Origin of the sequence: Bifidobacterium parmae, assembly GCF_002860365.1 — a bacterium.
In the GTDB taxonomy this organism is placed as follows: Bacteria; Actinomycetota; Actinomycetes; order Actinomycetales; family Bifidobacteriaceae; genus Bifidobacterium; species Bifidobacterium parmae.
Genome location: NZ_NMWT01000012.1, coordinates 1 through 12,861, shown reverse-complemented (window position 1 = coordinate 12,861; position 12,861 = coordinate 1). Strand labels below are relative to the sequence as shown.

The following is a 12,861-nucleotide window of genomic DNA, read 5'->3' as shown; positions in this document are numbered from 1 at the left end:
ACGTCGATTTCGATGCCGCCGCCACGATGGCGATGGACTACCTCCATGAGCGCGGCCACCGCACCGTGGCGCTGCTGCGCGACAACGAGCGCGACTACGCGCGAGGCTCCGGCTATGTGGTGACGCTGCGTCAGCGCATGCTGGACCGCGCCGCCGAGCTCGGCATGCGGGTCGTCGAGTCCGGGAAGAACGAGGCCGGCCGTTTTGACGCCGCCGCGTTCGTCCGCGAGCTCATGGCCATGAACCCCCGTCCCACCGCGATCGTCAACCAGGCCGGCGCCACCGTGCTCAACATGGTGATGCAGGAGCTGGTCGAGCGCGGGCTGGACATCCCCTCCGACATCTCCGTGCTGTCGGTGGGCACGTTCTTCGAGAACGACCTGGTGGTCCGACCGGTCACCGAGATCCCCCTGATGCCGAGGCTGCTGTGCTCCAAGGCCGTCGGGCTGCTGGTGTCCGCCGTCGAGGGCGGCGTCGACATCGCCGACGCCGGCGAGTTCGTGCTCCCGCAGGTCCAGGAGCATGGCTCGGTCCATGCGGTGGACCCGACCGATGAGGCGGGACTTGACGTCCCCCCCCCCATTCGAAGACTTCCCTGACGGAAAGCGTGGTGTGACGCCGATGAAGGAACATGCCGCGTTTTCCCCATCACGGTAATCGAAACGATTCGATGCCAGCGATGGCCGCCCCGGCCGCAAGGCCGGCCACCACGATGCCGGATATGAAAGGAACCCGGTGTCCGTCCCTCTAATCGAAACGATTCGACAAGAGATGAAGCAGCTGTTGCGCAAGCAATAACCAAGGAAAAGGAGAATCCCATGAACATCAAACGAGGCCTCGCAGCACTGGCCGTGGCGGCCATGTCCGTGACCGCGCTGGCGGCGTGCGGCAGCGACACCGCGCAGGACGAGGGCACCCCGGACAGCCTGTCCTTCTGGTACTACGAGGAGGAGGACGCCGGCCAGACCCAGGCTTGGAAGAAGGCCGCCGAAATGTTCAAGAAGGAGACCGGCGTCACCATCAAGTTCGAGCGCAAGTCCTTCACCCAGATCGCGCAGAACGGCAGCCAGTTCCTCAACTCCGACGAAGCCCCGGACCTCATGGAATCCAACCGCGGCAACGGCTCCGCCGGCGTGCTGTCCACCATGGGCCTGCTCACCGACCTCGGCGACTACGTCGACCAGTACGGCTGGGACAAGAAGGTCGTCGGCTCCAACGCCACCACCGCCAAGTACGACGAGAACGGCATCATGGGCGGCGACACCTGGTACGGCATGTCCAGCTACGCCGAGTTCCAGCGCGTCTACTACAACAAGGACCTGTTCGCCAAGTACGGCATCGAGATCCCGACCACCTACGACGAGTTCGTCGACGCCTGCCAGAAGTTCGTCGACGCCGGCGTGACCCCGATCGCCGCCGACGCCCAGGAGTACGGCGTGATGTGGCTGTGGTGGCAGCTGGTCTCCAAGAACGCCGACGCCAAGTTCATGGACGCCTGGCACCTGTACAAGGGCGACGTGAACTGGAACTCCAAGACCCTCACCGGCGCCACCAGCACCATCAGCGACTGGCTCGACAAGGGCTTCATCTCCAAGAACGCGACCGGCATGAAGGCCGAGGACACCACCCAGGCGTTCATCAAGGGCGAGTACCCGATCTACCAGACCGGCACCTGGAACCAGGGCCGCTTCGCCAAGCAGATCAAGAACTTCGACTGGACCGCCGCCGTCATGCCCGACTCCGAGTACGCCGTCGGCTGCGCCGGCAACCTGCTGGTCATCCCCGAGCGCTCCAAGCACAAGGACCTCGCCGCCAAGTTCATCAACTACGTGCTCTCCGATGACGTCCAGAACTTCCTCGGCAACGCCGGCGGCATCCCCGTCGCCGCCGACCCCGACAAGATCACCGACGAGAAGAGCAAGGCCATGATCGAGGAGTACGACTCCTACGCGAGCAAGAACAAGCTCAGCTACTACCCCGACTACGCCGCCTCCAGCCTCACCGACGCCGTCCCGGCCTCCTTCCAGGAGCTCGTGAACGGCACCAAGGACTCCTCCGCCGTGCTCAAGGACATCCACTCCAAGTACGACTCCGGCGTCGAGGAGATGGGCTTCGCCAACTGATCCCGGCCGGGCGCCGACCCCATCGCGATCGGCCCGCCCCTCCCCTCGCAACCATCCGTGGCGGGGTGCGTGCGCCCCTTCCCGCACCCCGCCGCTTCCCTCCATACTTCATCACCTCATCCATCGCATCCGCAAGACATCGCGCATCGCATCGACCGCACATCGTCATCGCACATAAGGAGTAGAGAGCAATGGCAGGCAACCGCAAGCATGCTCATCACGAATCGCTGTCGCGACTTCCCGGCAACAAATCCTCGCGATTCGTGCCCTACCTCATCCCGGGCATCCTGGGCCTGACCATCATCGTCATCGTCCCGTTCGTCTGGAACATCTACCTGAGCTTCACCCGCTGGCGCGGCGTCGGCCCGGTCCGCTTCATCGGATTGCAGAACTGGCAGCGCCTCTTCAAGGACTCCACGTTCTGGATCTCCTTCCTCAACTCGTTCTGGATCATCGTGGCCATCGTGGTCATCCCGACCATCCTCGGCCTGTTCATCTCCTCCCTGCTCACCGACGTCATCCAGAAGAAGTTCGGCGGCAAGACCGCGTCCTTCCTGCGCGCCCTGTTCTACCTGCCGCAGCTGCTGCCGGTCGCCGTCGCCGCGATCATCATGGGCTGGATCTTCCGCCCCGAGGACGGCGCCGTCAACGCGCTCCTCGAACAGATCGGCCTCGGCTCGCTGACCCACAACTGGCTCGGCAGCCCCGACAGCGCCCTGCCCGTGCTCATGTTCATCCTCGTATGGATCCAGCTCGGCTACCCGATCGTCATCTTCATGTCCGGCCTGCAGCGCGTCGACCCGGAGCTGTACGAGGCCGCCAGCCTCGACGGCGCCAACTGGTGGCAGAAGTTCCGCGTCGTCACCCTGCCGTCCATCATCCCCGAACTGCTCGTGGTCATCCTCACCGCCACCATCGGCGCGCTGAAGACCTTCGCCCCGGTCTACCTGCTCACCAAGGGCGGCCCCGGCACCGCGACCACCGTTCCGTCCTACTACTCGTACAACCAGTTCTTCCAGGTGCAGCAGGTCGGCTACGGCGCCGCCATCTCCACCGCGCTGACCGCCGTGATCATCGTCTTCTCCGTGGTGTTCACCATCATCCAGAAGCGCGTCGAGAAGAACCTGGTCTGACCGCGACACCCGCGCATCGACCGAAACCATCGCATCGCAATCATCGAAACGACTGAAACCGAGGGCTGAACCATGACGCAATCAATGACCGCCGCCGCGGCGAAGAGGGCATCGCACAAAACGCAGCACGTACGCTCCGCAGGGGATTGGGTGACACTCGTCCTGCTCGTCGTCGCCGCATTGGTCGTGCTGTTCCCGCTGCTGGTGCTCACCGTCAACGCATTCAAGACGCAGGCCGACTACAACGCCACCGGCCCGCTGAGCCTGCCGAAGACCTTCACGATGGAAGGCATCGTCTCCTTCTGGACCACGACCAAGTTCCCGCTGAAGTTCATGAACTCCCTGATCATCTCGCTCGTGGTGGCCGTCGCCGCCGTCGTGCTCTCCGTGCTCAACTCCTTCGCGCTGGGCATCGGCAAGGTCAAGGGCAACACGTGGATCGTGCTCGCCATCATGCTCGCCAACATGATGCCGCAGGAGGCGCTCCTCTACCCGCTGTACACGATGTTCAAGGCCGCCGGCCTGTACAACACCAAGCTCGCGATCATCATCATCTTCACGATCATCCAGAGCGCGTACGGCACCTACCTGCTCTCCAGCGTGTACGGCACGTTCCCGCAGGCCATCCTCGAGGCCGCCGCCATCGACGGCGCCTCCCGCTGGCAGGTGCTGCGCAAGGTCGTGCTGCCGATCTCCTGGCCGACCATCAGCGTGCTGTTCGTGTTCTTCTTCGTGTGGACCTGGAACGAGTACATGATCCCGATGGCGTTCCTCATGGGCGACGACGTGCAAACCATCCCGCTGGCGCTCGCCACCCTGCAGGGCCAGCACACGATGGAGGCCACCACCCTGGCGTCCGCCTCGCTGCTCAGCATCGTGCCGACCATCATCTTCTTCATCATCTTCCAGCGCAAGCTCTCCCAGGGCATCACCGCCGGCGCCGTGAAGTAAGGCATCGAAGCAAGGCATCATCCGCACACAATCCAACACACACGCCACGGCCCGTTCCGCGATCTGCCTGGGAATACGCGCGACGCGGCGCACGGAACGGGCCATGGCATCCCACGGAAGGAAGTGAACCACCATGTTCAACGCAAACGCGAATCTCGGATACGGGCAGGGCGCCCTCGACGCCGTGACCCTGCGGTCCCAGGGCCGCACCCGCTGCATCAACGCCGAGAACCCGAACGGCGGCAAGGGGCGCGCCGCGATGGCCGCCAGCGCCCTTGGCCCCTCGCGCAAGGGCAGCCCGTGCATCCGCACGGTCAAGGCCGGCGAATCCGTCACGCTGATGGACGTCGACGGTCCGGGCGTCATCCGCCACATCTGGATGACCGTGACCGACAGGACCTCCCCCACCGGGCCGGACGTGCTGCGCAATCTCATCCTCGAGTTCTACTGGGACGGCGAGGAGACGCCTTCCGTGCAGTGCCCGATCGGCGACTTCTTCTGCTGCGGCCACGCGCAGTCGTGCGACATCAACTCGATCCCGATCATGGTGAACCCGAACCGCGGCTTCAACTGCTACTTCGCGATGCCGTTCGAGCATGCGCGCATCGTGCTGCGCAGCGACCACAACGAGGACGTGCCCGCGTTCTTCTACCAGATCGACTACACCGAATACGACGAACTGCCCGCCGACGCGATGCGCTTCCACGCGCAGTGGCGCCGCGAACGCGTCACCGAGCTCGGCCGCGACTACGTCGTGCTCGACGGCGTCGAGGGCCACGGCACGTACATCGGCACGTACCTGGCGCTCACCGCGCTGGAAAGCCGCTGGTGGGGCGAGGGCGAGTTCAAGTTCTACATCGACGACGACGGCGAATACCCCACGTGGTGCAGCACCGGCGCCGAGGACTACTTCGGCGGCGCATGGAGCTTCGCCGACTTCGACGAGAACGGCCGCATGTACGAGAAGACGTTCACCGGCCCGTACCTCGGGTTCCCGTTCTACTCGCAGAACCTCGCCGGGCGCGAGAGCCGCTACTGGGACACCGCCACGCCGGTGACGCGCGGCCTGTACCGCTGGCACCTGCCCGATCCGATGTACTTCGAGAAGAACCTGCGCGTCACCTGGCAGCAGATCGGCACCGAGGAAGGCGGCAACTTCGAGCGTCAGGACGACGTGGCGACCGTCGCCTACTGGTACCAGTCCGAGCCGCACCAGCCGTTCCCGTCCGTCGGCGACCGCAAGTTCCGCCGCCCGCGGTGACGTCTTTCCCTTCCTTTCCTCCTCCATTGCGGCCCGTGTGCCGTCGCGTTTCACGTGAAACATGACGGCGCACGGGCCGCAATGTTTTGTTGTGGATGTGCCGGGATCCGGGGCGCCGGCATGCGCCTCCGCGATTGCGGATAATCGAACATTTGGTTGTTCGGGAGCTTGACAGTGCGCAACAGTGCGCAACAGTGCGCAATGGTGCACAATGGTATACATTCGTGTACATTGGTATATATTCGTGTACATCGGTATGCGGTAGCGCAACTGTCGACGATGCACCCGTACTGTTGATCGGCGGCATGCCGACGTCATGTCATTGACGAAGGAGGGGTCATGTCGGTCAATCCGTTCAAACCCACGGCCGGGAAGATGCCGCCGATTCTTATCGGACGGCAGTCCGTCATCGATGATTTCTCGGAAGCGTTGACGAATGGCGTGGGCGCGCCGGGCCGCATCATGTTGATCACCGGTCAGCGTGGTTTCGGCAAGACCGTGATGCTCACCGAATTTCGTCGCATCGCCAAGTCGCAACATTGGGAAACCATAGGTGAGACCGCGTCCGAGGGGTTGGTGTCACGGTTGGTGCAGGCCCTTTCCCCGTCCGGCATGCGTATCGACCAGGCGACCATCAGCCCGTCCATCGGCATACCGGGGGTTGCCGCCGCAAGCCTGGGACAGGCGCATCTTTCGGCCGCGGTCAATCCGCTGACGCTGCGCAACGCCATCAACGCCCGGCTTGGCAGCAGGAAGATCGGCAAGGGGAAGGGCATCCTCATCACCATCGATGAAACCCAGGCGGCCTCGCATGAGGATGTGGTCGCCATTGCGACGGCGGTGCAGCATGTCATCGCCGACGCCGACGAAAGCGATGTCGCCGACATCGACAAAAAGGGCGTGGCGATAGTCTTCGCCGGATTGCCGTACATGGTCAATGAACTGCTGGACAACGAAGTGACCACATTCCTTCGGCGTGCGCTACGGCGTGAGTTGGACAACGTCCCCATCGTGGACGTGAAGAACGCGTTTTTGGAGACGATCGCCGATTCCGGCAAAACCATCGGCGAGGAAGAGGCCCTTCAAGCCGCGCGCCAGTCCGACGGCTACCCATACATGGTGCAGCTGATCGGCTACTACATGTGGCAATCCGCGGAGCGTCGTGGCTCCGACTCCATCACTTCGCAGGATGTGGAGACGGGCTTGCGGGATGCGCTGCTTGCCTTCGATGATGCCGTATGCGCTCCCGCGTTGGACGGCGCCACCGGCGCGGAACGACTGTTCCTGACCGCCATGGCCCAGGATTCCCCCGGTCCCACGCGGGTCGCCGACATTGCGCAGCGGGCGCGCCGCAGCCGGAGTTGGGTGGGTAAGTACCGTGCGATCCTCATCAAGGACCGGCTCATTCGCCCGGCAGGGCATGGGACGGTCGAATTCGCCGTGCCGCATCTCGGCGAATATCTCGCCTCGCGCTGACGTTTCGGCGTACGGGCCGCTTCGTCACGAATAGTTCGGGTCGTCCTCGAGACCCACGTAGATGGGGCCTGAGATCGTGTCGTAGTAACGCAGCACCACGTGGTCGGAATGCGTGCGCAGCAGGTCCTGCGCGATGCGGTTGTTCGCGCTGACGCTGCCGTCGTCCTCGCATGATCCCGCGTCGAACGACAGATCCTGCGTGAACCTCCACGCGCACACCTGATAATCGCCGTCATCGCTCGATTTCGTTTCGCGCGTCACCGTCGGCCGGTCCACCGCCATCGTCTTCGGTCCCGCGATGATCGCCGTCGCGTACGAAGCCGTGTTGACCGCGCCATAGCCGAACGCGACCACGGCGAGGGCCATGGCGAGGATGATCTTGCCCGACGTGCCGTTGCGCCTCCGCCGGACCATCGTCACGATGATGACGATCAGCCCCGCGACGAGATACAGCACCGCGACACCCAGCCGGAGGTCCATCGCGTTTGCGTCGTAACTGCCGTTGGTGTCCGACATCATGAACGGCAGCATGAAAGGAAGCATGACCGCCATCAACGCGAGCGGATACCCCAGGATCGCCATCAACGCGATGCCGATCCCCTTGACGACGGCAAAGACGACGTATCCGATGCGCTTCAGGATGCGGATGGGGACGGGGTCGTTCTGTGCGATTTGGAACGGTCCCGGTGTCTTGGGGGCGGCGTGGCGGGCCGCGGTCGTTTCGGCGGGTGCGGCGTCCGTTGCGGGTGTGGCTTCCGGGCCCGGCTTCGCCGTATCTATCGTGGTCGTGGTCGCCGTAGTCGTTCCCCCGGTGCCGGATGTGTCGGTCGGATCCGTGATATTGGCCGAGTCGTCGCCGGCATACGCGCTGGTCATACCGGATGATGCGCCATCCCAAGACTCCCCGTTCGAAAGACCTTGGTCGAAGGGGATCTGCGCCTCGTCGCGTGAACCGTTCATCCGCATCCCTCACCATCGTCCATTGCCGCCGCGCTTCCGCGCCGCGCCGTTGCGTCCCGTTTCCACGGTACGACCGTATGACGCGTGCGACCGCTCCCCCACATGAACATTCAATGAACGCGGGTACGTTGTGTCTCGGCGTATGACGTTCAGATATCGTCCGGAATGCGCCTGTCCCGCCAGTAGTATTCACGGTCGTGCTCGTTGATTTCGCGGATGACGCGGGCGGGAGCGCCGACCGCCACGCTGTTCGCGGGCACATCCTTCGTGACGAGACTGCACGCGCCGATGACCGCGTTGTCGCCGATCGTGACTCCCGGCAGCACCGTCACGTTCGCGCCGATCCACACGTTGCGGCCGATATGGATCGGTTCCGAGAACTGCGCGACGCGTTCGCGCAGGTCGGGACGGATCGGGTGGCCGGTGGTCACGAGCGTGACGTTCGGGCCGATCATCGTGTACTCGCCGATGAAGATCTCTCCGTCGTCCACGAGCGTGAGATTGAAGTTCGCGTAGGAGTGCGCGCCGAAATGCGTGCTGCACCCCCAGTTGGCGTGCACGGGCGGTTCGAGGTATACGCCTTCGCCGTATTCGGCGAATAAGCGCTCGCCGATTTCACGACGCTTCGGGTCGCCGGGGCGCGTGGCGTTGAAGTCGTAAAGCAGGTTGAGCTGCTCCTTCTGCGCGGCCTCCATCTCCGGGTCGTCACAGAAGTAGATGCCCGGGGAATGCATGACATCAAGCACTCGTTGCGGAACGGTCATGGCGTTGCTCCTTCGTTGGAATCATCGGATTCTCCAATCCTATGCGGTCTCATATGGTCTTGACGTTCATGCATGACATCGGCGGATGGCGGCTACGCCTGTGGATATCCCTGGAGTTCTGTACACATTGCCCGTACCGGTTGCGTCGCCGTGTGCGGCGACGTTACGGTGCGGGCATGAACGGATCGATCGATGATGATGCGGCCGCCATGGATGACTTCATTCGGTCCCGCACTGGCGCGGCGGCCCAGGTCTCCATGCGGCAGGGGCTGGCCCAGCTGCGACGCGACACCATCACGCGGTGCGCCGCGGAGGTGCGGGCGTCCGGGCGCCGGTTGATGTTCGGGATGGTCACCTCGCTGGCGTTGCAATCCATTCCCCTGCCCGCGGATTGCGATCTCGACATGTCGTCGCTGCATGTCGTGTCCAGTCGCAAGACGCGCCGCATCGCCCGGCGCCCGGCGCATCATCCGCGCGGCGCATTGTCCCCGCACGTGTGGAGCGCGCTCCCCCAGGGCGAGAACGTGTGCATCGCGGGAAACGTATACGCGTTGGACCTCCGTCACACCTGGGCCCAGCTCGCCGTGCACCTGCCGCTGGAATCGTTGATCGCGCTCGGGGATTCCATCGTCTCCGCCACCGCCGATCGTCCCGCCGTGGCGAAAGGTCGGGACGGAACCGCGATTCGCGAGGATCTCGTCGGATTCGTATCCGGTCTGCCCAAGTTCAAAGGCAAGCTGGCGTGCGCCCGCGCCGCGGCGCTGGTCATGCCGGACGTGGACTCGCCATGGGAGACGGCGACCCGGCTCGCGCTATGCCGTCACGGGATACCGTTCCCGACGACGAATCATGCCGTGCGCGATGCGTTCTTCCGTTCCGGTTCGCCGATGACGCTTGATCTGGCCTGGCCCGAATACCGTGTTGCAGTCGAATATGACGGTGATCATCATCGCACGGACAAGACGCAATGGCGGCGCGACCAGGAGAAACGCACCAAACTGGGCAACCACGGTTGGACGGTCGTCACTGTTACGGCCGATACGCTCCGGACGGAATCCTCCCGGGCGGAGTTCGCGTTCATCGTGGCAAGGCATCTGATGCTGCGCGGGGCCGATTTCATGTTCCGTCCGGTCGCGACGCCGGTCGAAGCGCTCGCGGATTCCCGTCGCAAAGTCCGTTGAGATGAGATGAGAGGAGAGGAGGATGGCTTCTCCCTCAATGTGCCCGAGACCGAGTTTTCGAATTGAGGGAGAGGGCGATCCTTTGGTCTGACACCAGGCGGCAGCGGTCCGTCATCGAAATGCGCCATTTTCCAACGATTTCATTATCGATGGCTGTATCCCTCAACGGTGATTCACGTATCGCCGCGGTTGAGGGACGAATCGTGTTCTCCCTCAATCGCGAAATCGGGGCAAAGATAGATGAGGGAGAGGGGGTTTCGCGCACTCAATATGGGTTGCAGCGATTCCGTAGTTGAGTGCGACAATGCGCGGCGCCGACACAGAGCCCGACGCAGAGCCCGACGCAGAGCCCGACCCGAGCAGCACCGGCGATTCCTCAGTTGAATGCGATAGGAGGGGCTTCGTCCCGGTATTGCAGGTGGTTTCGTGCGTGATCGTAACGGGAACACATGCGCTCCCATACCGATCACGCGTTCTCCCGCAGCACGGTCCGGCCATGGGACATGGTCTCTCTCAATGAGTGCGCCGCAACGAGGCATACAAGGGCATACAAAGGCATACAAGCCCGCAACCGGTGGTTTCTGCACGCACCGCATGCGGAAACCACCCACACTCCCCTACTTCCGTCGTTTCGCGACGAAGTTGCTCACGCACACGCGCAGCACGAGCGTGAACACGACGACCATCACCACGAGCACGGCGATGTCGAACCAGAACTGGTCGGGCGTGTTCTTCCACAGGTCGTCCTTCTTGAAGGTCGGCACCTTGGTCGGCCCGTAGAGCAGCTTGTTGAGTCCGATGTCCGCGGCCGCGGCCGAGAAGCCCCAACGCCCCGGGAAGATCATCGACGCCTGCTCGAGCCCGTCACGGTCGGTCACCGGGATCATGCCTCCGGAGAACACGAGCTGCGCCATCACGAGGATCACCAGCAGCGGCATCGTCTGCTCGCCGGACTTGACCAGCGCGGACCCCACCTCGCCGAGCATCGCGGACGCCCACGCGGTCAGCCACACCACGAGCACCAGCTCGGGCACGCCCGAATCGGTGATCACGCCGCTTTCCGGTCGCGGCTTGCCCACGCTCACCGCCGCCGTGAGGATCGCCGCCTGCAGCAGCGTCTGCAACCCCATCACGATGAGCTTCGACGCGGTGTACGAACTCGGCGACAGGCCCACCGCGCGCTCGCGGTCGTAGATCGCGCGTTCGGAGACGATGTCGCGCACCGACAGCGCCGAACCCATGAAGCATGCGCCGAGGATCACGAGCGCGAGCAGCTGGCTCGGCTCGGTGGCCGCGTCCTTGAAGTCCGGTTCGCCCAATCCGTGCGAGCCGGGCACGACGAGCGAGAGCAGGCCGAGCAGCAGCGGCAGCAACAGCAGGAAGACCAGCAATCCCGGATCGGCGACGATGAGATGCAGCTGACGCGTGACCAGCGTGGCCATCTGCTTCAACCGGAACACCTTCGCCGGTTTCTCATGGCTCGTATGCTGTTTGACCTGCTTGCGCGCCTCGATCGTGCGCTGATGCGTGTCGCGGATCGAATACACCTGCGTCGGCGATTCGGTCACATCGTTGAAGATGTCCGCCCAATCCTTGTCGCCGAACGCCTGCCGCATCTCCGCCGGCGTGCCGAAGAACGCGGGATGGCCGCCGGGCGCGAGCATGAGCACGTTGTCGCAGTACTTCTCCACGTAGGTGAGCGAGTGCGTGACGACGAGCACGACGCGCCCCGCGTCGGCGAGCTGTCGCAGCATCTTCATCACCGTCTGGTCGAGCGACGGGTCGAGGCCGGACGTCGGCTCGTCGAGGATGAGCAGCTCCGGTCCGGTGAGCAGCTCGATCGCGGTGGACACGCGCTTGCGCTGGCCGCCGGACAGCCGGTCGATGCGGTTGTGGCGGCGTTCCGTGAGCTCCAGTTCGGCGAGCACGTTGTCGATGATCTCGGCGCGTTCCGCCTTCGACGATCCGGGCAGGCGCAGTTTCGCCGCGTATTCAAGCGCCGCGTCGACGGTGAGCTTGCGGTGCACGACGTCGTCCTGCGGCACGAAGCCGATACGGCTGCGCAGCAGTTCGATGTTCTGGTGCACGTCGTAGCCGTCGAACAGCACGTGGCCTTCGGTGGGGGAGTTGAGCCCGGCGACGATCGACGTGAACGTCGACTTGCCGGCGCCGGACGGTCCGATCACGGCGGTGAGTGTGCCCTTCGCGAACACGGCGTCGATGCCGTCAAGCAGGCGCACGCCCTTGCCGACGGTCAGTCCGATGTTCTCCGCGATGACCGCGTCGGTGCCGCCGAGCGGCGCACGGTCCTGCAGCACGCCCTCATGCACGGTCAGATCGGTGTTGCCGACCGTGACCACGTCGCCTTCCTCCAGCCAGATCTTGGCGACGCGGCGGCCGTTCACGTACGTGCCGTTCGCCGAGTTGAGATCGGTCAGGAGGATGCCGTTCGGCGTCGCCTCGAGCGCGCAGTGCTTGCGGGAGACGAGGAAGTCGTTCACGCGGATCGTGCAGGAGGAGATGCGGCCGATCACGCCGGTCTGGTCGCGTTTCGGGTCGAAATCGCCGAGCACGCGCGACGGTTTCAGCTGCGATTCGAGTCGTTGCGCCTGCGTGCTGCCCGCCATCACCGTGCCGTAGAGGCCGGTCGGGGAGGACGGTTCGGAGACGTTCGCGCCCGACGTCGGCGCGGCCGGGTTGCCGGGCGCGGGCGGTGTCGGCAGGGATTTCGCGATGCCGGGGAACGCGGAGCCGCGGGGCGCGGACTGCGCGGGAGCGGCCGGTGTGGGGGCGGCCGGTGTCGCGGGTGTCGCGGGTCGCGCCGTTGCCGCCGGGCGTTGCGGCGGCAACGGCTGGCGCTGTGATGGAACGGGTGCCGCCGGGGTCGCCGGTGCGGACGGTGCCGTCGGCGGGACTGCGGTGTTGCGCGGCGGTGCCGGTCGTGCGGGCGGTGCCGGTCGCACGGGCTGCGCGGGGCGGGCCGGCTGGGAGACCGGCGCGGGGGCGGCCGGT

General features: G+C 64.6%; 10 protein-coding genes. 7 read left to right on the top strand and 3 right to left on the bottom strand.

Annotation, left to right across the window (positions count from 1 at the left end):
- From Uis4E_RS05490 to Uis4E_RS05465, 6 genes are all read left to right on the top strand, one after another.
- Nucleotides 1-599, top strand: a 599-nt coding sequence (locus Uis4E_RS05490) for a substrate-binding domain-containing protein (protein ID WP_165784862.1), incomplete at its 5' end; no start/stop codon positions are given.
- Nucleotides 600-818: 219 nt separating this feature from the next.
- Nucleotides 819-2,123, top strand: a complete 1,305-nt coding sequence (locus tag Uis4E_RS05485; RefSeq protein WP_101622211.1) for an ABC transporter substrate-binding protein — start codon at nucleotides 819-821, stop codon at nucleotides 2,121-2,123.
- 191 nt (nucleotides 2,124-2,314) lie between these two features.
- On the top strand, nucleotides 2,315-3,256 hold the full coding sequence (locus Uis4E_RS05480) for a carbohydrate ABC transporter permease (RefSeq protein ID WP_055426679.1): 942 nt from the start codon (nucleotides 2,315-2,317) through the stop codon (nucleotides 3,254-3,256).
- A 72-nt stretch (nucleotides 3,257-3,328) separates the two neighbouring features.
- On the top strand, nucleotides 3,329-4,207 hold the full coding sequence (locus Uis4E_RS05475; protein WP_101622210.1) for a carbohydrate ABC transporter permease: 879 nt from the start codon (nucleotides 3,329-3,331) through the stop codon (nucleotides 4,205-4,207).
- 133 nt (nucleotides 4,208-4,340) lie between these two features.
- A complete protein-coding gene (locus Uis4E_RS05470) occupies nucleotides 4,341-5,468 on the top strand; it encodes a glycoside hydrolase family 172 protein (protein WP_101622209.1) in 1,128 nt (375 codons plus the stop codon).
- Between the two features lie 339 nt (nucleotides 5,469-5,807).
- Complete coding sequence (locus Uis4E_RS05465; RefSeq protein ID WP_101622208.1) at nucleotides 5,808-6,944, top strand: ATP-binding protein; 1,137 nt, start codon at nucleotides 5,808-5,810, stop codon at nucleotides 6,942-6,944.
- 24 nt (nucleotides 6,945-6,968) lie between these two features.
- Here the strand turns inward: Uis4E_RS05465 and Uis4E_RS05460 are convergent, their stop codons facing one another.
- Both Uis4E_RS05460 and Uis4E_RS05455 read right to left on the bottom strand, forming a co-directional pair.
- Complete coding sequence (locus Uis4E_RS05460) at nucleotides 6,969-7,820, bottom strand: hypothetical protein (RefSeq protein ID WP_101622207.1); 852 nt, start codon at nucleotides 7,818-7,820, stop codon at nucleotides 6,969-6,971.
- Between the two features lie 233 nt (nucleotides 7,821-8,053).
- Nucleotides 8,054-8,668, bottom strand: a complete 615-nt coding sequence (locus Uis4E_RS05455) for a sugar O-acetyltransferase (protein WP_101622206.1) — start codon at nucleotides 8,666-8,668, stop codon at nucleotides 8,054-8,056.
- Nucleotides 8,669-8,844: 176 nt separating this feature from the next.
- Here Uis4E_RS05455 and Uis4E_RS05450 point away from each other — a divergent pair, with 176 nt between their 5' ends.
- On the top strand, nucleotides 8,845-9,849 hold the full coding sequence (locus tag Uis4E_RS05450; protein ID WP_243394360.1) for a hypothetical protein: 1,005 nt from the start codon (nucleotides 8,845-8,847) through the stop codon (nucleotides 9,847-9,849).
- A 617-nt stretch (nucleotides 9,850-10,466) separates the two neighbouring features.
- Here the strand turns inward: Uis4E_RS05450 and Uis4E_RS05445 are convergent.
- On the bottom strand, nucleotides 10,467-12,861 hold a 2,395-nt coding region (locus Uis4E_RS05445), incomplete at its 5' end, for an ATP-binding cassette domain-containing protein (RefSeq protein ID WP_207764551.1).

Excerpts from the sequence above, each read along its gene's own strand:
- Uis4E_RS05485 (WP_101622211.1), top strand. The coding sequence starts at position 819 with ATGAACATCAAACGAGGCCTCGCAGCACTGGCCGTGGCGGCCATGTCC.
- Uis4E_RS05480 (WP_055426679.1), top strand. The coding sequence starts at position 2,315 with ATGGCAGGCAACCGCAAGCATGCTCATCACGAATCGCTGTCGCGACTT.
- Uis4E_RS05475 (WP_101622210.1), top strand. The coding sequence starts at position 3,329 with ATGACGCAATCAATGACCGCCGCCGCGGCGAAGAGGGCATCGCACAAA.
- Uis4E_RS05470 (WP_101622209.1), top strand. The coding sequence starts at position 4,341 with ATGTTCAACGCAAACGCGAATCTCGGATACGGGCAGGGCGCCCTCGAC.
- Uis4E_RS05465 (WP_101622208.1), top strand. The coding sequence starts at position 5,808 with ATGTCGGTCAATCCGTTCAAACCCACGGCCGGGAAGATGCCGCCGATT.
- Uis4E_RS05460 (WP_101622207.1), bottom strand. The coding sequence starts at position 7,820 with ATGACCAGCGCGTATGCCGGCGACGACTCGGCCAATATCACGGATCCG.
- Uis4E_RS05455 (WP_101622206.1), bottom strand. The coding sequence starts at position 8,668 with ATGACCGTTCCGCAACGAGTGCTTGATGTCATGCATTCCCCGGGCATC.
- Uis4E_RS05450 (WP_243394360.1), top strand. The coding sequence starts at position 8,845 with ATGAACGGATCGATCGATGATGATGCGGCCGCCATGGATGACTTCATT.